The sequence below is a fragment of the Mesorhizobium sp. CA14 genome, from assembly GCF_020165195.1.
GTDB lineage: Bacteria > Pseudomonadota > Alphaproteobacteria > Rhizobiales > Rhizobiaceae > Mesorhizobium.
Genome location: NZ_JAIUHR010000008.1, coordinates 104,091 through 122,458, shown reverse-complemented (window position 1 = coordinate 122,458; position 18,368 = coordinate 104,091). Strand labels below are relative to the sequence as shown.

At 64.5% G+C, this 18,368-nt stretch carries 20 protein-coding genes; all 20 read right to left on the bottom strand.

Translation table 11 applies throughout. The features are described from left to right. Positions 1-16: 16 nt before the first annotated feature. On the bottom strand, positions 17-1,273 hold the full coding sequence (locus tag LB565_RS11905) for a flagellar hook protein FlgE (protein ID WP_224584054.1): 1,257 nt from the start codon (positions 1,271-1,273) through the stop codon (positions 17-19). 91 nt (positions 1,274-1,364) lie between these two features. Next, the gene (locus tag LB565_RS11900; RefSeq protein WP_224514477.1) at positions 1,365-2,033 is read right to left on the bottom strand and encodes a response regulator transcription factor; all 669 of its coding nucleotides are present in this window, start codon (positions 2,031-2,033) and stop codon (positions 1,365-1,367) included. A gap of 212 nt (positions 2,034-2,245) precedes the next feature. Further along, positions 2,246-2,836, bottom strand: coding sequence for a transglycosylase SLT domain-containing protein (locus LB565_RS11895; protein WP_263488449.1), 591 nt, complete (start codon positions 2,834-2,836; stop codon positions 2,246-2,248). Then, the gene (locus LB565_RS11890) at positions 2,766-4,130 is read right to left on the bottom strand and encodes a flagellar hook-length control protein FliK (protein ID WP_224584052.1); all 1,365 of its coding nucleotides are present in this window, start codon (positions 4,128-4,130) and stop codon (positions 2,766-2,768) included. Before LB565_RS11890 ends, LB565_RS11895 begins: the two co-directional genes overlap by 71 nt. Continuing rightward, complete coding sequence (locus LB565_RS11885; protein ID WP_224584051.1) at positions 4,127-5,557, bottom strand: chemotaxis protein MotC; 1,431 nt, start codon at positions 5,555-5,557, stop codon at positions 4,127-4,129. The genes LB565_RS11890 and LB565_RS11885 overlap by 4 nt, the downstream gene beginning before the upstream one ends. Beyond that, a complete protein-coding gene (locus tag LB565_RS11880) occupies positions 5,554-6,972 on the bottom strand; it encodes a MotB family protein (RefSeq protein ID WP_224584049.1) in 1,419 nt (472 codons plus the stop codon). Before LB565_RS11880 ends, LB565_RS11885 begins: the two co-directional genes overlap by 4 nt. Beyond that, positions 6,969-7,595 carry a hypothetical protein gene (locus LB565_RS11875; protein ID WP_224584047.1) on the bottom strand — a complete coding sequence of 209 codons (627 nt, stop codon included), beginning with the start codon at positions 7,593-7,595 and terminating at the stop codon, positions 6,969-6,971. Before LB565_RS11875 ends, LB565_RS11880 begins: the two co-directional genes overlap by 4 nt. Positions 7,596-7,598: 3 nt before the next feature. After that, positions 7,599-9,245, bottom strand: coding sequence for a flagellar basal-body MS-ring/collar protein FliF (gene fliF / locus LB565_RS11870; RefSeq protein WP_224584046.1), 1,647 nt, complete (start codon positions 9,243-9,245; stop codon positions 7,599-7,601). Between the two features lie 180 nt (positions 9,246-9,425). Then, positions 9,426-10,496 carry a flagellin gene (locus tag LB565_RS11865; protein ID WP_224584044.1) on the bottom strand — a complete coding sequence of 357 codons (1,071 nt, stop codon included), beginning with the start codon at positions 10,494-10,496 and terminating at the stop codon, positions 9,426-9,428. A gap of 360 nt (positions 10,497-10,856) precedes the next feature. Then, positions 10,857-11,852 (bottom strand): flagellin, encoded by a 996-nt coding sequence (locus LB565_RS11860; protein ID WP_140842058.1) that lies wholly within the window; start codon positions 11,850-11,852, stop codon positions 10,857-10,859. Between the two features lie 247 nt (positions 11,853-12,099). Next, positions 12,100-12,831, bottom strand: a complete 732-nt coding sequence (fliP, locus tag LB565_RS11855) for a flagellar type III secretion system pore protein FliP (protein WP_095766375.1) — start codon at positions 12,829-12,831, stop codon at positions 12,100-12,102. Next, the gene (gene fliL / locus LB565_RS11850; RefSeq protein ID WP_224584043.1) at positions 12,828-13,322 is read right to left on the bottom strand and encodes a flagellar basal body-associated protein FliL; all 495 of its coding nucleotides are present in this window, start codon (positions 13,320-13,322) and stop codon (positions 12,828-12,830) included. Before fliL ends, fliP begins: the two co-directional genes overlap by 4 nt. A gap of 18 nt (positions 13,323-13,340) precedes the next feature. Continuing rightward, positions 13,341-14,045, bottom strand: coding sequence for a flagellar basal body L-ring protein FlgH (gene flgH, locus LB565_RS11845; RefSeq protein WP_224584040.1), 705 nt, complete (start codon positions 14,043-14,045; stop codon positions 13,341-13,343). Continuing rightward, positions 14,042-14,605, bottom strand: coding sequence for a MotE family protein (locus LB565_RS11840; protein ID WP_224584038.1), 564 nt, complete (start codon positions 14,603-14,605; stop codon positions 14,042-14,044). Before LB565_RS11840 ends, flgH begins: the two co-directional genes overlap by 4 nt. Positions 14,606-14,655: 50 nt before the next feature. Continuing rightward, positions 14,656-15,744 carry a flagellar basal body P-ring protein FlgI gene (locus LB565_RS11835; protein ID WP_224584195.1) on the bottom strand — a complete coding sequence of 363 codons (1,089 nt, stop codon included), beginning with the start codon at positions 15,742-15,744 and terminating at the stop codon, positions 14,656-14,658. A gap of 149 nt (positions 15,745-15,893) precedes the next feature. Further along, on the bottom strand, positions 15,894-16,415 hold the full coding sequence (flgA, locus tag LB565_RS11830; RefSeq protein ID WP_224584037.1) for a flagellar basal body P-ring formation chaperone FlgA: 522 nt from the start codon (positions 16,413-16,415) through the stop codon (positions 15,894-15,896). A 6-nt stretch (positions 16,416-16,421) separates the two neighbouring features. After that, a complete protein-coding gene (gene flgG / locus LB565_RS11825; RefSeq protein WP_224584035.1) occupies positions 16,422-17,210 on the bottom strand; it encodes a flagellar basal-body rod protein FlgG in 789 nt (262 codons plus the stop codon). 7 nt (positions 17,211-17,217) lie between these two features. Then, positions 17,218-17,547, bottom strand: a complete 330-nt coding sequence (locus LB565_RS11820) for a flagellar hook-basal body complex protein FliE (protein WP_224584032.1) — start codon at positions 17,545-17,547, stop codon at positions 17,218-17,220. Next, positions 17,547-17,963, bottom strand: a complete 417-nt coding sequence (flgC, locus tag LB565_RS11815) for a flagellar basal body rod protein FlgC (protein ID WP_224584030.1) — start codon at positions 17,961-17,963, stop codon at positions 17,547-17,549. Before flgC ends, LB565_RS11820 begins: the two co-directional genes overlap by 1 nt. Positions 17,964-17,965: 2 nt before the next feature. Beyond that, positions 17,966-18,346 (bottom strand): flagellar basal body rod protein FlgB, encoded by a 381-nt coding sequence (gene flgB / locus LB565_RS11810; protein ID WP_224584028.1) that lies wholly within the window; start codon positions 18,344-18,346, stop codon positions 17,966-17,968. Between the last annotated feature and the right edge of the window lie 22 nt (positions 18,347-18,368).

Sequence of the window (18,368 nt, the reverse complement as noted above, 5' to 3'; positions counted from 1 at the left end):
GGGCGGCGCCCGTCGTTTATCTCTTCAGGTTGACGAGGACGTCCATCAGGTCCGAACCGGTCTGGAAGACCTTGGAATTGGCGGTGTAGCTGCGCTGCGCCGCAATCATGTTGGTCAGTTCCTCGGCAATATCGACATTGGAGTTTTCAAGCGCGCCGGAGACGATGGAGCCGAGCTTGCCCTCATTGGCAAAGCCGATGCGGACGGCGCCGGAATCGGTGCTCTGCACATAGACGTTGCCGGGCATGGCGGTGAGGTTGTCGGGGCTCTGAACGTCGGCCAGCGGGATCTTGTAAAGCGCCTTGGTCGAGCCATCCTCGAACTGCGCGTAGATGATGCCGTCCTGGCCGATCTGCACCTTCTGGATGGAGCTCGGCGCGTTGCCGTTGACCTTGGCGTCGGCGACGGTGAAGCCGGTGCCGAGCTGGGTCACCTTGGAGAGGTCGAGGTTCAGCGTCGAGCCGCCCGGCACGGTGAAGGAGATGCTGTCGGTTGCGCCGGTGAGCTTGCCCGTGGTGGTGTCGAAGGTGAGGTTCGTCGACGCCAGCGCGCCGCCGGCGTAGGGGAAGGAGGTGCCGGGCGTCGCCTTCGACTGATCGAAGACCGAGACTTCCCAGGTGCCGGCGCCGGTGTTGGTAAAATAGACGTCGAGCAGCTTCTTGTTGCCCAGGTTGTCATAGGCGACCAGCGAGGTCTTCGACGTATATTGGGCCGAAGCGCTGTTGGTGGAGGGCAGGCTGCCGGCCGCGACCGGGGTGGCGCCCGCGGGCAGGTTGCCGCTGAAGGTGCCTTCCGTGCTCGGCGTCGCCGTCATCTCCTGATCGGAGATCTGCACCGGGACGAGGCCTTCGAAGCCGTTGGCGGTCGCGGCTGGATCGCCGTTGGCGTAGCTGTAGGCCATGAGCTGGTAACCCGCGGCATTGACCAGCCTGCCTTGCGCGTCCGGAACGAAGGAGCCGGCACGGGTGAGATAGGGCGTGCCGCCGGCATCCTGGACGACGAAGAAGCCGTCGCCGTTGACGGCAAGGTCGGACACCGAGGTGGTGTAGGTCATGACACCTTGTGTGCTGACGGCCGAGCGGATCGTGGTGGTCACGCCGCCCGAATTATAGGCACCGCCGGTGCCGGGCATGATCAGGGACGAGAACTCGGCCGAAGAGCGCTTGTAGCCGGTGGTGTCAGAGTTGGCGATGTTGTCGGCCACCGCGGAGAGGCGGTTGGCCTGCGCGTTCATACCGGAAACGCCGGTCCGCATCATTCCGTAGAGGCTCATCGATGGATCTCCGCAGTGCCTTGGTAGCAGGCCATGAAATTAGGCCTCGTGTCTTGCGCGAGGCTGGCGCGAGACGTGCCTGGCGCGGCCATCAAAACACCAGCCGGTAGCCGAGGAACCTCTTGGAATCGATGGGATCGTGACCGAGCTTCTCGCGCAGCTTCTTGCGCAGCTTCGAGATGTGGCTCTCCACCACGTTCTCCTCGACCTCTTCGTCGAAGATGCCGTAGATGGCGTTGAAGACCTGCGTCTTGGTCACGCGCCGGCCGCGGTTGCTGGCCAGATATTCCAGGATGCGCCGCTCGCGCCGCGGCAGCGGCAGCGGCTCGCCGTCGATCTCCGGATCGCGGCCGTCCATGAAGATGCGCATCGAGCCGACTTCGGTATAGGCGGCTTCTTCGGAACCGCGACGGCGGATGGCGGTGATACGAGCAAGAATCTCGCGTATATGGACGGGCTTGCGAACGACGTCGTCGACGCCGCTTTCGAACAGCCGCAACGTATGTTCGAGCGAATGATGCTCGCTGAGCGCGATCACCGGCGCGCCGGTGCGGTCGCGGATCTGGCGCGGCGATATCGCGCCCTCGCGGCAGTCGCCGATAAGAAAGGCCCTGACGGACCTGAGATCGGTGTCGGCGGCGGAACTCACCCATTCGCCGAATTCGCCTGGCGCGAAGCCGGCCGTGGCCACTCCCTCGCGATCGAAAAGTGAAGAGTAGCCCTCTGTCACGAGCTCCCGCTCGTCAACGATCACGATCATCGGCCCGCCCTCCGAATCAAATTCACTTGCCCCGTGCGGAAAGGGGTACCCGGCTCGGTGAATCCTGAAAAACCATCATTTCTTGTAACTATTTTCTTGGGAGTTTTTTTTGGGAGCCGTAATAAAGGCGGTTCGGCAGGTGTACTCGCGCCGAACTGCGGCTGACGAAATTGGCGCCCGCGAGCATGCCGACGAAGGTAGAGGATTGGCAACTATTGGTTGCAGAAAGCGCTGGCATTCGGCGTCCATTTGCCGAAGCCGGTGGCGACCATGTTGGCGATGACACGGCAGACATAGACCTTCTGCGCCGGGTCGTTGTCGGGGCCGGCATGATAGCGGGCGACGGCCATCGACCAGGTCATATGCCGGGCATGCAGGCTCACTAGGAAGCGCGCCGCGTAGTCGACATTCTGATGCGGGTCGAGCATGTCCTCGACGCTGCGGAACTGCGCGCCGTGATAGCGATGGTTGATCTGCATGCAGCCGAGATCGATCAGCGTCTTGCCTTCGCGACGCGCATTCTCGAATGCGGCGAGCGCTTCGGTGCGGCTGCGAGGAAAGACGGCTTTTCCTTCTATATTCAATGCATTGGGCTGGAGGCTGCCCTTCTTTCCGGTCTCGGTCAGCCCAACCGCATAGAGAATTCCGGCCGGCACGCCGTAGCGGTCGGCGGCGCGCAGGATCTCAGGCTCGCAGGGGTTGGCGGTGGCGCCGACCGTGCCGAGAGCGAAACTAGATATACATATCGTCGTCAGCACGCTCGCGAAGAGGCGAAGCGGCACGAGCGAATTCCTGTGCGCCATTGCCATCGTTCCTTCCCGGTTGCCGGTCGCCGCCCGCGCCGCTGCCGCCCGAATTCCCGGGCTGGAACGAAGGCTGGTCGCGGCCTGTCGACATCGGCATGCCGCCGCTTGCGTCGGCGCGGCCGGCCGCATGTGCTGCTATCGAAGGTTGCAGGATCGTAACCTTGTCGACGTCGAAGCCGAGGCTGCGCATGGACTTGACGATGGCGTCGCTGTCGGCGGTGAGACGGCGGTATGCCTCGTGTGTCTCGGGCTTCATCTCAATCGAAAGTTGCTCGCCTGAGAGGCGCAGGCTGGCGGTGACGGATCCGAGCTCCGAAGGGTGGAGCTCGATCTTCAGCACATGTGTCGGAACGGCAACAGAATTGGTCGTCTGCAAGCCTGCCGAGGCGCTTGTGAAGGCTTGCTGAACGCCCTTGTCGGAGGCAAGCGCTTCAACCAGCGCCGATGCCGTCTGGCCGATCGGATTTTGCGCCGGCGCCGGGAAGCTCTGCTGGCTGACGACTTCCATGCGTGCGGCGGAAGAAGACGGCTTTCCCGGTGTCTGCTGCGCGGCCGATTGCGATTGTAACGAAACCTTGGAGGAGGAAGCCGACCGCCAGCCTTGCGGCGGCACCGCGCTGTCGGCCTGCGGCTCGTCTCCTTGCGCCGGTACGATTTTGGCATCTCTGCGGCCTGGCATGTCGAGAGCCACGTCAGCCTTCACCGGCTTCTGCCCGAAGTCAGGCCCGTGATCTTCAGCCGCCGTCGAACGGACGGATCGCGACTGCGTCTCGCCGGAACCGTGGATCGCCGCGCGCTTGCCCACGCGCAGCGGCAATTTAAGCGGTCCGCGCTCGCCTGCGCCATCGTCACCGTCGGTGGAACTGTTGCCACCGGCGCCTGACGACTGCGCGAAATGCTTCATGTCGCTCAGCGCCATCAGCAACGGCAAGCGGTCCTGCAGCGGCACGGAATCCTCGGCTTGCGCCGGGGAATCTTTGTCCGTCGTCGGCTTGGCTTGATCTGTCCGGGCGCTGGCCTTCGCGGACTTTCCCGCGGTTGCTTTCTGCGAGCCGGTTTTAGCTCGCGCGTCGTGATCGGGCTCCTGATTGCCGTTGTCGGCCGATGAACGCGTTGCGGGATGTGGGGCCGGCAACACTAGCCCGGCCGCGGGCTTGTCCTGCGGCCGATCGGGCTTTTCCATCCCGTGCACCATCTCGCCGAAATTCTGATCGTTGTCCTTGCCGCCGGCGGCTTGCTGGCGGGGCCGGGTCGAAGCAAAGCCCGGCAAGGTCTGGCTGACGCTGGTCATTTGGGGGCTGCTCCGAGGAGTTGGTCGATCTGGTCGAGCTGACGCCGCGTGCTGGTCACTGCCGCATCGATCGGGTCTTGCGCGTCGGGCGTCGTCGCCGGTGCGGATGCCTGCACCACCGGTGCGGCGTCAGCCGGTGCTGGAGCGGCCGCTAGCGCTTCAGCCGATGTTTGCGCCGGCTGTGGAACAGAGGGCTGCGCGTCTTTCGCTTGATCACGCGGCGCGACCGCCGGATCGCTTGCCGCGACCGGTGGCTGGTCGGGCATCGCTCCTTCCACCGGAGGCAAGTCCGCATTGGCCGGATCGGCCGAGGCTTCCGTCGCGGACTTCGCATCCTCGCCTTTTGCGGCGGTTGCCGGTGCAGCGTCGATTTTCGCGGCCGCTTTCACCGGCGCCGTCACTTCGCCCGCGACCGCCTGTGCGGCGTCGAGCAGGTCGCGGTCGCCTTGCGAAAGCTTGCCACGATCAATTTTGCCGAGCTTGGCACGCACTTCGTCGACGTTGGCCGACGTCATGGTGGAGAGGCTCGAATAGAGCTGGGTGCGCGGGTCGTCCTGGTTGCGATTGCCGTTGCGGCCCAGCTCCGCCTTGGCGGAGGCGAAAGCCGAGAGCTCCGTCATGCCGTCGATCGCGGCGCGGCGCGCAATGCGCAGGTAGATCACTTTCTCGCGCTCGGGATCCATCATCGAGGTGATGTCGGCGATCTTGTCCTGGCTGATCGCCATGTGCAGCGTGATGACGCCGGAAACGAAGGCGTCGGCGAACTGGCTGGCGTAAGGCGAATAGAGATAGGACGCGACATATTGGGTCGAGGCCAGCGCGAAGCGGGCGGCGTCGCCTTGCGCGGCCGCGATGCCGACGGAGCGGCGGAGTGCAGCCTCCTCGACCAGCGTGCCGGGGCTGAGCAGGCGCGCCTCGTCGAGCAGCGTCAGCGCTGCCGCCGGGTCATCTGTTGCAAGCAGCGAGCCCTTGACCAGCGCCAGGAAGGCGCCGAGGTCGGCGGGCACGCTCATCGGATCGATCGGCTTCAGCGTTTCGATCGCCTCGGCCGGCCGGCCGTTCAGATAGGCGATGACGCCCTTGGCGATGGCCAGGCTTTGCGGGTCGGTCGTCGCGCGGGAAGCCGCCGCCGCGACCGTCACCGGATTGCCGCCGCTCATGCCATAGACGAGCAAGGCGCGGAAATTCTTCGGCTCCTTGAAATCCTCGGCATTGGCGTTGCGCATCCGGGCGTCGATCATTTCGAGGAGCTTCGCCTGCATCGGCAGCGCGGCATGGTCGCCGCCGGCAATGCGGTCCTGGATCAGCTGCAGCGAACGTACCAGCTGATAAGGCTGCAGCGCGTCCTGCGCGAAGGCCGCCGACGGCGACCCTGCCGCAAGCAATAGCAGCGCTACCGCGCCGCCGATGACGCTCCTGCCCTTCATCCGCCGGCCGTCATCAGGATTTCGATGCGCCGGTTCGCGGCCGCCATCGGATCGGAGGCGATCTTGGGCTGCCGGTCGGCGAAACCCGCGACCTCGGTGATGCGGCTTTCGTCGACGCCGCCACGCACCAGCATGTAATAGGCCGAATGGGCGCGCGCGGTCGACAGCCGCCAGTTGTCGTAAGTGTCGCTGTGGAACGGCCGCGCGTCGGTGTGGCCGCTGATGGTGATGGTGCCTTTCTTCTGGTTGATGATGTGGCCGATCTTTTCCATCGCCAGCACCAGCTCACGGCGCGGCATGGCCGAGCCGATCTCGAACATGCCGAAATCCAGCTGGTCGGTGATCGAAATGACGACACCCTTGTCGGTGGCCTCGACCGAGACGCCATCGGCCAGCTTTTCGCCCGGCAGGAATGCCTTGGCGAGTTCCTTCTTGATATCCGCCGCTGCCTGTAGAGCGGCTTTGCTTGGCGCCTTGTTACCTTTGTCGGCGGTCTGCTCGGGTTCGGCTTTTTCCGCCTTCGCAGTTTCGGCCTTGGTGTCGGCCGCTGCAGCCTCGCGCTTGTCGACTTCAGCTTTCCAGGTCTGGGCTTCCTCGGTCTTGCTTGTTTTGCCCGACAGCTTCTCGGCGTCGCCTTGCGCAGCTTTTAGTCCGCTCTTGGCGTCAGTCTTTTCTGCGGTTGCCAGCGGCTCCAGCGGCGCGGCCGTCAGCGCAGGAGCGGCCGGAACGATCTTCACCTTCGGCACCGCGACGGTGGCGACCTTCTCGCCGGGCCTGACCGGATCGCCTTCGATCTTGGCGCGTTCGGCGGTGGCCTCGGCGCCGGGCGCCGCCACCTGCTGCGACCAGAAATCCGGTGCGAACGGATCGCGATAGGATTCGCCGCCAGACGCGCCGGTTGCCGGACCGGCCGCCTGGGCGCCGCCTTCGCCCTTGGCGCTGACGTTCTGCATCACGCCCGTATTGGCGGCGATCTCTGCCAGCACCGCGTAGGGATCGGCAAACAGCTTTTCGTCGGAGAGCTGGGCATCCTGCGCCCCGGCTTTGGTCTGCCGGCGTTCGGAGGAGCCGGCGCCGCCCTTGCCGTCATCGCCCGCCTTGGTCGCGCCCTGCTGCGGGTTGTCCGCGGTCAGCCCGACCTTGCTCGGGCCGTCGCCGAGGTCCTCCAGGCCCTTGCGGCTGGAGTTGCGATCGATCAGCTCGACAGGGTTGAAATAGCTGGCGACGGCTGCCTTGGTCTGCTCGTTGGCGGCGTTGATCAGCCACATGACGAGGAAGAAGCACATCATCGCCGTCATGAAGTCGGCGAAGGCGATCTTCCACACACCACCATGGTGAGCGTCGTCATGACCGTCATGATTGCGCTTGACGATGATGATTTCGTGCCGGGGGTCGGCATGCTCGACGGCGCTCATGACAGGACCTCCGACAAGGACGCCGACCACTCGGCGATACGCGTCTCGAACACCGTTTCGTCAATGGTGACGGTCAGGTCGAAACCCGGCGCCTCGGTGAAGTCGAGATTGGCGGCGCGGGGTCCGAGCGCCGCCTTCAGCGGCTCGAACAGCGAGAGCGGCCCGCGAACACCGATACGCACGGCCTCGCTGTCGGCGACCGCCGCGTCGATCGCTTGCGAAAGCGCCTGCAGCGAACGTTGCTGCAGGTCGTCGCTGAGAAGGCCGCCGACGATGCGGGCCACGGTCGCGCCGGCAAGCTCGACAACGCGCCGTTCCATGGCTTCGATGCGCGTGGCGACGGCAGCGCCGAGATCGCCGCCGAAGCTTTCGAGGAAAGCTTTCGCCGCTTCGTCATTGGCCTGGCGCTCGGCGTCGAGCGCGGCCTGATGGGAAAGCGCAAGGCGTGCCTCGAGCGCCGCCTCCGCGTCGGCCACAGCTTCGGCGATCAGCGCGCCGATATCGGCCTGCGGCGTCGGCGCGGCCGGCATGTGCTGGATATCGCGATCCTTCGGCGCCTGGCTGGCTGCCGAGGTCCGCGACCCGAAATCGGGCAGGAGATCGAAGAGGGCCGCCGAAGCCATTGCCTAACCTACGGCTTCCGGGGCGGCAGCCCATTTGCGCAGGATCTGGGCGGTGCGTTCCTCGTTGAGATCGACCATGCGGGCAAGCCGCTCCTGCGGCGCCGGACGGATTTTCTGACGCAGGTCGTCGAGCGGAGTTGCGCCGGCGCGCGCGCCTGCTGGAGTCTCGGCGGTGATCGCGGCGACGGGCGCATCGGGCGTCGGCAAGGAACGCTGCACGTCGTCGAAGCTCGGGCCGGCAATGGCAGCGGGCTTCGCCGACGCCGTCAGCGCTGCGGCCATCGGCTTCAGACCGAAAAAGGCAACCAGGAAGACGACGACGATGAAGGCGCCGGCATTGATCAGCGTGCCGGTATAGGTGCCGATCGAGGCAAGGATGCCAGGCTGGTCGATCGGCTCGCCGTCGAGGCCGTTGATGAACTCGACCGCCGACACGTCGATGACGTCGCCGCGCTTGTCGTCGAAGCCTGTCGCCGAGGCAACCATTTTCTGGATATCGGCGACGCGCTTGGCGACCTGCTCCGGGGTAGCATCCTTGCCGAGGATGGTCTTCAGGCGATCCTGGTTGACGACGACAGCGATCGACATCTTGTTGACCGTGTAGCCGTTCGAAACGGTCGCGATCTTCTTGGAATTGATCTCGTAATTGGTGATCTCTTCCTTGCGATCGTTCTGCGAGGTGGATTGCGGTCCCTCGGTGGTCGTCGTCTGCGTTTCGGGAAGGTTCTGCTCGACGCTGGTCGGGGTCGAAGCCTGCTTTTGGTTGCTGGCTTCGTTGGTCTTCACCGATTGCACCGAACGCTCGACGCGTGAGTTCGGATCGAAGATCGTCTCCTCGGTCTGGCGGCTGTCGGTGTTGACGTCGGCCTTGACGCTGGCGCGGAAATTGTCCGGGCCGAGATAGGGCGTGAGGGCGCGGCGGATGTTGTCGCCGATCTGCGCCTCGACCGTCTGCTCGACGCCGAGCGTGCGCGCGGCGCTCGTGTTGGAAGGGTCGTCGCCGGCGGCCAGCAGGTTGCCGTTGGAATCGAGCACTGTGACCTTGTCGGCCGAGAGGCCCGGAACAGCCGCGGCGACGAGGTGGCGGATCGACATCGCGCTCTTCTCGGCATCGTTGCCGGCATAGCGGATGACCACCGAGGCGGAGGGCTGCTGCTCGTCGCGGCGGAAATTGGCGCGCTCGGACATGACGATGTGGACGCGCGCCGCCTTGACGCCGGAGATCGACTGGATGGTGCGCGCGATCTCGCCTTCCAGCGCGCGCACACGGGTGATCTGCTGCATGAAGGAGGTCAGGCCGAGCGAACCGACATTGTCGAACAGCTCGTAGCCGGCGTTGGCGCTGGTCGGCAGGCCTTTCTCGGCAAGCAGCATGCGCGCCTGGGCGGTGGTGCCGGCCGGCACCAGCACGGATGTGCCGTCGGAGCCGACATCGAAACCGATGCCGGCGTCGGCAAGCACCAGGCCGATCTGATTGACGTCGGAACGCTCGAGGCCGACATAGAGCGTCTCATAGGCCGGACGGTTGAGGTAGACCGACGCGATGCCGATGACGGCCATGACCAGGGCCGCGATGCCGCCCATGAGCGCCAGACGCTTCACGCCGAAGCTCTTCAAATTCGCGATGATGCTCTGGATCTGTTCCGGCACGTTTCAACCGCTCCCAGCATGACTGTCCGCCGGAAGACTAGACCGCGAAGCTTGTGCGAGGATGATAGGGCATGCCGCCGAGGGCCAGCAAAGTATTGAACGGGTAACTTCTTCCCCACCAACGCAAAAAAAGGCCGCGCTTCGGACGCAGCCTTTTCGTTGATCGAGCTATCAGGCGGCTTAGCCGTTCTTGAACAGCGCCAGGATCGACTGAGAGGAGCTGTTGGCGATCGACAGAGACTGGATGCCGAGCTGCTGCTGCACCTGAAGCGCTTGGAGGCGGGTCGATTCCTTGTTCATGTCGGCATCGACGAGCTGGCCGACGCCCCGGTCGATGGAGTCCATCAGGCTTTGGGTGAAGGTCTTCTGCAGGTCGATCGAGCTCTTGGCGGCGCCGAGCACGGTGGCGGCGTCAGTAAGCTGACTCATGACGTTGTCGATCTTGGTGACCATCTGCGTGATGATATCGTCGGTCACGCCCGTCGCCGTGATGTCGAGATTGAAGGCGGAGACGTTGTCGATCTTGATGGGCGTGCCCGACACAGCGGCCTGGCCCGCGGTGTTGGCGGCGATGTCGGTGGCGCCGCCGGCGATCGAGGCGGCATAGGCGGCGTCATATGCCGACTGGTCCGCAGCGGTGGAATAGATCGAAGTCTTGCGATCGAGAATGCCCTGGTTCTTGACGGCCGTCGCGAGGCCGGAATCGAACAGCTTGGTGCTCTCGACATGGATGTCGATAGTGCCGAGCGAGATGGCGCCGGACGAGGAGCGATTGAACGAGGAGACGATCTTGGCGTCGGGCTGGACGCCGTCATTGGCGGCCGCGACCTGCGTGGACGTCACCGAAAGATAATTCGAGCCCGAGAAGGTGGCGGCGTCGGCGAAGGATTTCATCTGCGCCTGCAGCGTGGTGATTTCGGTCTGCGTCTTGGCCTTGTTGGCACCCGACTGGCCGACAGCCGACAAAAGCTTGGTCTTGATCTGGCCGATCGTCGAAAGGACGTTGTTCATGCCGGTATAGGCGGTGTCGACCTTCGAGGCGCCGAGGCCGAGCGCATCCTGCACAGTCGACAGCGCCGAATTGTCGGAGCGCATCGTGGTAGCGATCGACCAGTAGGCGGCGTTGTCGGAGGCCTCGGAGACCCGGTAGCCGGTGGAGATCCGGGCCTGCGTCTGCTCGAGCGATTTGTTGGTGGCGTTGAGGCTTTGAAGTGCAGTCAACGCCGCAGCGTTCGTCATGATGCTCGCCAAGAAACTCGCTCCTTCTCAAAAGCCTGCATGCCACACAGGCCGGGTCTCGGCCTGCCCATCGGTTGCGATCGTGCCGGTCGGGCCGATTCGACAACCTAGTGATTGGTTAACCATACCTAGCGCGATATGGTTAATGGCCTGTTAAAAGTGGGCTTCGGAGAGGTTAAGGAACGAGGGTTGCGCGAGCCTTGAGCTAAGCAATTCCAGGAAAAGTGTGAAACGGTTTTCCGTACGGAATTGCTTCAAGCAAATAGAGATGGGGCGGTTCATCGTTTCCGTGAAACGGCGAACCGCTCCAATGAAAAATCGGGCCGCGCTTTTGGCGCGGCCCGACGCTTTGGTCCGGTCAGTATAGAGCGATCAGCCGCGGAAGAGCGACAGGATCGACTGCGACGAGCCGTTGGCGATCGACAGCGCCTGGACACCGAGCTGCTGCTGAACCTGCAGCGCCTGGAGGCGGGTCGATTCCTTGTTCATGTCGGCATCGACGAGCTGGCCGACGCCGCGATCGATGGAGTCCATCAGGCTCGAGGTGAAGGTCTTCTGCAGGTTGATCGAGCTCTTGGCGGCGCCGAGCTTGGTCGCGGCGGTCGTCATGTCCTTCAGCGCGGCGTCGACGACTTTCATCATATCCGCGATCTGGGTATCGCTTGCAGCGGTGGTGCCGGAGAAGATCTTCATCGTGGCGACCGAATAGGTGTCGCCCGCCGCAGCTGCCGCACCCAGGGTCGGGTTTTGCGCAGTGGTGGTGACAGCGCCAGTCGCACCGACGCGGTCGGCGTCGAGGATACCTTTCGACACGCCAGCCGCGGTGCCGGCTTCATACAGCTTGATGCTGTCGACCTTGACGTCGATCGTCGAGATCGAAACTGCGCCGGTGGCATCGCGGTTGAAGGCCGAAACGATCTTGACGTCGGCTGCGCTCGTGGCGGTGGCGCCGCTGTTGACCGACAGCATGTTCGTGCCGGAGAACGTGGCGCCATCCGCGTAGGCCTTCAACTGGTTCTGAAGAGCGGCGATTTCGACCTGGGTCTTTTCCTTAGAAGCATCGGTCTGGCCGTAGGAAGCGGTCAGCTTCTGCTGGATCTGGTTGATGGTCGAGATCGCGCTGTCCATGCCGGTGTAAGCGGTGTCGACCTTCGAGGCGCCGAGGCCGAGCGCGTCAGAAACGGTGGACATGGCCTGGTTGTCGGAACGCATCGTGGTGGCGATCGACCAGTAAGCGGCGTTGTCCGAAGCCTGCGAGACGCGATAGCCCGTCGAGATACGGGACTGGGTGGTGTCGAGGTTCTTCTGGGTGGCGTTCAAGCTCTGCAGAGCGGTCAACGCCGAGGCGTTGGTCATGATACTGGCCATGGTACTCGTACCTTGTTTTTACACGGATTTTTTTGACATACCGGCATGTCCGGTATGACGGTGCGGCATCATGCCAATGACCGCTCAGTTGGGTCACCCGCCATCTGCGAGCGACTATGGCGGCAAGTTGCTACCAAAGAGCTAAATCGGACGGTTAATCGAAAATAATGTTGGAAGGCTTGCGCGCACCTTCCTCAAGCCGTCGAGACGTGACGCGGGACGCTTGCGCGCGGTCCGGCGGAAACGATCAGGTGAAGGATCGTACCAGGCTGCCGACCAGAAGGTTCCAGCCGTCGATCAGCACGAAGAACAGGATCTTGAACGGCAGCGATACCACTGTCGGCGGCAGCATCATCATGCCCATGGCCATGGTGACGGTGGCGACGATGAGGTCGATGACGAGGAAGGGCAGAACGATGAGGAAGCCGATCTCGAAGCCGCGCCGGATCTCCGAGATCATGAAGGCCGGCACCAGGATGCGTAGGTCGACGGTCTCGCGCGACACGGTCTGGCCGCGCTCGCGGGCGAGGTCGGCGAAGAGGTCGAAATCCTTGTCGCGTACATTGTGCAGCATGAAGTCGCGGAACGGGCCGGAGATCTTCTCGAACGCCTCGCCCTGCGTGATCTGGTTGTCCATCAGCGGCTTGACGCCGGTATTCCAGGCCTGGTCGAAAGTCGGCGCCATGACATAGAAGGTCATGAACAGCGACAGCGAGATCAGGATCAGGTTGGCCGGCGTCGATTGCAGGCCGATGCCGGCGCGCAGGATCGAAAAGGCGATGACGAAGCGGGTGAAGCTCGTCACCATGATCAAGAGCCCGGGCGCCACCGAAAGCACGGTGAGCAGGCCGAACATCTGGATCAGATAGCCGACCGTCGTGCCGTCGGCCTTGCCGATGCCCCCAAGATCGAGCTGCTGGGCCGCGGCGACGGAGGTGGTGACGACGATCAGCGCCGTGGCTATGAGGAACTTTCTCATTCGAGCAGCATCGTCCTGACGAGAACCTGTTTGACGTGGCCGCCGCTGCGCAGCGCCGCGCGCTCCTCGAGATCGGCCTTGAGATGCTGGTAGCCGCTGGCGCCCTCGATCTGGTGCAGCTTGAGGGTGCGCACGAATGCGAGCAGATCCTGATGGACCTGCTCGGCCATCTCCGGCGGCTGGGGAGCATCATAAAGCAGCGACGCCTCGAGGCGGATCCAGACGTCCGACGGCGAGGCGAGATTGGTGGTGATCGGCGCCAGTTGCACCAGCGTCGGTCCGGCGGCGGCCTTGCCGCCCTCGGCGGGCTTTTCGGCGGTGCCGGCGTTTTCCGGCGCCGCGGGCACCGGCGCCGGCGTTTCGCCTTGCTTGAGATAGCCGCCGGAAAGCCAGCCCAGGCCGAGCGCCGCGCCCGTCATGACCAAGAGCATGGCGATCTGGATCACCAGGGAAGGTCCCTTCTTGGGCTGGACCTGCTCGACATTCGCCACGGCAGCGCTCTCCCGGCCCTAGAAAGGAAGAACCTGATCGAGGACCTGCTGGCCATAGGCCGGCTGCTGGACCTCGCTCACACGGCCACGGCCGCCATAGGAGATGCGCGCCTCGGCGATGCGCTCGTAGGGGATGGTGTTTTCCGCGCCGATGTCGGACGGACGAACCATGCCGGCGATGGTCAGCACCCGAAGCTCGTAGTTGACGCGAACCTCCTGCGAGCCCCTGATCATCAGGTTGCCGTTGGGCAGCACCTCGGTGACGACGGCCGCAACATTGAGCTCCAGGTTCTCCGAGCGTTTGATCTCGCCGTCGGCATTGGTCTCGGTGCTGGAGCTCAGGCCTGCGTCACCCTTGCCGCTGGTGCTCCTGCCGTCCCATCCGAGCGTGACGTCATAGCCGAGCTTGCGCGCGGCGGTGCGGCTGCGATCGTTCTGGTTCTTGAAATTGGCCTTGTCGTTGAGCTTGATGTTGACGGTCAGGATGTCGCCGGCGCGCAGCGCGCGCGGATCGGTAAACAGCCGGCTCTGGCGATCATCCCACAGCGAGAACTTCTTCGGCCGCGAGGCTGGCGGTTCGGGATAGCTGTAGGGGCCGGAACCGCCTTCACCGATGCCGGAACCGACGGGCGACAGAGCGGGTTCCCGGCCGATCTCCTTGAAATTGGTGCCGCAGCCGGACAGCGCCGCAACCGCGACAAGGACGAAGAATTGCAACTTCATGACGGATCAACCCTTCGCGCCGCGCTGGCCATGATGCCGGTGAGCGTCGCCGCCGCCTTCTGGTCCATTTCGTTCAGGATGACGCCGGCCTTGCGCGAATCGAGCTTCATCAGGATGGCGGCCGCGAGCTCGGCATTGACCATTGCCAGACGTTCGGCGGCGGCATCGGGCTTCATGCCGGCATAGATCTTGACGACGCCGTCCTCCGCGCGCGCCAGGAACACTTCGCGCCGCTTCAGCCATTCCTCGTACTCGGCCCGCTTCGCCTCCAGCGCCTTCATGCGTTCGTCGATACCGGCCTGCAGCTGCTTCAATTCCTCGGCCTGAAGAGCGTAGCGGCGGTCGCGCGCGGCGTCCGCAATATTGGAGCAGAAGCGCTGGACCTCGCTTTCGTCGGGCGCCTTCCCGGCCGCAAGCGCGGCCGGCTGAGCCGGCTTCCTCTCGCGGGTGAGTTCGGCCGGCTGGAGCGGGGCCTGCCCGCCAGGCAGAACCTGCCGAACTTCCTCTGCGCGGACGGAAGCGCCGCCAAGAAGTGCTGCCGCTGCCGCGGTAGCGATCATTGTGAGGAGGCGACGTGTTTTCGAGGAAAAAAGCGCGATCATCGGCGTGCCTATTGGAGAACCAGGTCGGCCTGCAAGGCGCCGGCCGATTTGATGCCTTGCAGGATGGCGATGATGCCGTCGGGCTTCACACCGAGGCGATTGAGGCCGGAAACGAGCGTTTCGAGGTCGGGGCCGTCGAGCACGGCGACGCGCGCGTCGGGCCGGCTCGCTTCGATGGCGGTGAAAGGCTCGACAGCGGTTCGACCCCTGGAGAAGGGTTCCGGCTGCACCACCTTCGGCGCTTCGGTGATGCGCACGGTAAGCGTGCCGTGGCTGATCGCAACGCGCGAGATCCTGACATTGCTGCCGATGACGATGGTGCCGGTGCGCTCGTCGATAACGACGCGGGCAGGGGCATCGGACTCGACGACGAGGTTTTCGATCTCGGCGTAGAAGCGCGCGGCGGAGACATTTTTCGGTCGCCTGATCTGCACGGTGCGAGCATCGCGCTCGGCGGCGACCCGCATGCCGAAGCGCTGCGAGGTATAGTCGTTGATGGCGTCGGCGATGCGGATGGCGGTTGAGAAATCCGGGTTTCGCAATTGCAGCGTCAACACGCCCTGGTCGTCGAACTCGGCCGGCACCGCGCGCTCGACGATGGCGCCGTTCGGCACGCGGCCGGCGGTGGGCACGCCTTGCGTCAGTTGTTCGGCCTGACCCTTGGCGGTGAAGCCGCCGACGATCACCGATCCCTGGCCGACGGCATAGATCTCGCCGTCCGCCGCCTTCAGCGGCGTCATCACCAGCGTGCCGCCGGCGAGCGAGCTGGCGTCGCCCATCGAGGAGACGTCGATGTCTATGCGAGCGCCCGACTGGACGAAGGGCGGCATGTTGGCGGTGACGATGACGGCGGCCACGTTCTTGGCGCGCGCGCTGCCGCCTTCTGTGGCGATGCCGAGATTCTCCAGCATGGCGCGGATCGACTGTTCGGTGAAGGGCGAGTTGCGCAGGCTGTCGCCGGTTCCGGCAAGGCCGATGACCAGGCCGTAGCCGACGAGCTGGTTGTCGCGCGCGCTCTGCAGCTGCGCGATATCCTTGATGCGGGCGGCGACCTGGCCGGGCGGCAGCGTGCTTGGGCCGCTCGAGACCCGGAACATGCGCTGGGTGGTGGCCGGATCATATTCCGGATCGTCGTAGACGCCGCCGTTTTTCTGCGCCAGCTCGCGCTTGGCCTTGGGCGTCAGCCCATCTGCCAATGCCGGCTGAAGGCCGATGGCGGCGCTCAGCAGAAGAACAAAGGCGCGCATCACGAAGCGCCGACCTTGATGCTGCCGTCGGCCATCACCGTGCCCGAGATGATCTTGCCGCTGTCGATGTTGCGGATCTTGATCTGGTCACCGGCCGCGCCTGGTTGCAATGTGACGCCGGCCGCCGAAATGGTGAGCGCGCCTGCGGTGAAATAGACCTGCACGGAAGCGCCCTGCTCGACCAGCCAGGCGTCGCGGATGGCGGTGACCGGGATGTAGCGTCCAGGCAGAAGCGTGCGCTTGGCGACCTTGCCCTGAAGCTCCTCCGAGCGCGTTGCCATGCCGTCCGGCTTGTGCTTGCCGGGGATGAGCGTCACCTGCTTGAGCGAGGAGGACTGGATGGTCTCGCCGGGATAGATTACCCGGTTGGGGATCAGCACGGCCTCGCCGACGGGCTGGCCGGCGGCGATCTGGCTCGCCGACTGGCCCGTCGCGTCCTGCGCGAAAGCCGGCATGCCGGCGGCCACCAGGGCGGTGGCCAGCGCGGCGCGACGGAGTGCGGAGGAGATCGGCCAGGCCATCATCCGTTACCTGATGTTCTTGGAGACCACGGAGGCCATGTCGTCGGCGGCCTGGATGACCTTGGAATTCATTTCGTAGGCACGCTGCGCCGAGATCAGCTCGGTGATTTCCTTGACCGGATCGACGTTGGAGGATTCCAGATAACCCTGCTGGATCGTGGCGAAGCCCGGATCGCCGGGCACGCCGACATTGGCCGGGCCTGAGGCAGCCGTCTCCTGGAAGAGGTTGTCGCCGAGCGGCGCCAGACCGGCTTCATTGGCGAAGTTGACGATCTGAAGCTGGCCGAGCAGCTGCAAATTCGTCTGACCGTCCAGGCGGGCAAAGACCTGGCCGGTCTTGTTGACGATGACTTCGACGGCGTTGGTCGGCACGGTGATGGCGGGGACGACGCTGGCGCCATCCACGGTCACCAGTTGCCCGGTGGCATTGGTGTTGAAGGCGCCGGCGCGCGTATAGAGGGTGCCGCCGTCGGCGCCCTCGATCTGGAACCAGCCCCTGCCGGTCAAGGCCAGGTCGAAGCTGTTGCCGGTGCTGGCCAGCTCGCCCTGCGTGTGGACGTTGCGCACCGCCGTCGTCTTGACGCCAAGGCCGATCGAGACGCCTTCCGGCACCAGCGAGGTGTTGGAGCGGTTGGGCACGCCTTGCGTGCGGTCGACCTGGTAGAGCAGATCGGAGAATTCGGCGCGCGCCCGCTTGTAGCCGGTGGTGTTGATGTTGGCGATGTTGTTGGCGATGACTTCCAGATTGGTCTGCTGGGCGTTCATGCCGGTGGCGGCGATGGCAAGGGCTTTCATGACGGTCCTAAATGCTCATGCGACTGATTTCGAGATAGGCCGAGACGACCTTGTCGCGGATGGCGATGGTGGTCTGCAGCGCCTGTTGGGCGCTCAGCACCGCATCGACGACCTGGCGCGTGTCGGCATCGCCCTTCAGCGCCTGTATCGACATCTGCTCGGCGCCCTGCAGCGTGTTGACGGTTTTCGTCGCCGCCTGGCTGAGGACTTCGGCGAAGCTGCTGCCGACGCTTTCGCCGGCCTGCGTTCCGATACCGCCCTGCAGCAGATTCGGTGAAGCCTGCTCCGCTCCGTCGACCGCCGTCTTGAATTGTATTGCCCCGATACCGCCGATCATTACTGGTTCCTCATCAGGTCGATGGTCATGGAAATCAGATCGCGAGCCTGCTTGATGACCTGCAGGTTGGCTTCATAGGAGCGGTTCGCCTCGCTCATGTCGGCCATTTCGACCAGCGTGTTGACGTTGGGCATCTTGACGTACCCCTTGTCGTCGGCGGCTTCGTTGCCGGGCTGGAATTCGATCGGGAAGTCCGAAGGATCGCGGGAGATCGCGCCGATTTCCACCAGCGAGCCGCCCGTTGCACGGTCGACCTCGGACTGGAAGGTGATCGTCTTGCGGCGATAGGGATCGGCGCCCGGCGTGTTGCCGGTCGACTGGGCGTTGGCAAGGTTTTCCGAGACCACGCGCAGGCGCTCCGACTGGGCGCCAAGGCCGGAGGCCGCGACTTTGAGGGCTGCGGTGAGGGCGTCCATGGTCAGCTCTTCACCACCATCGTCATCATCGAATGGAAGGCCTTGACGATCGCCGTGTTGAGCTCGAAGGAGCGGCGGACCTCGCCGGCCTTCATCAGCTCCTGTTCGAGGACCACGGTGTTCTTCGACGGCATGATCGCGCCATCGGGGTCCTGAGGCTTGACGTTGAAGCCGGCATTGGCCGTTTCGGCGCCGAGGTGGCCGGCCTGCGTGGCGGCAAGCGTCACCGCGGTCCGATCGAGGAGCTTTTCGAAGGGCTCGACGTCATTGGCCGTGTAGCCCGGCGTGTTGGCATTGGCGATGTTGGAGGCAATCGCCGACTGGCGCACGGCCAGCCATTGCGACTGCCGCGTGGCGAGATCGAAAAGATTTACGGGTTCCATGGGAATCTCCCGGGCAAGTACG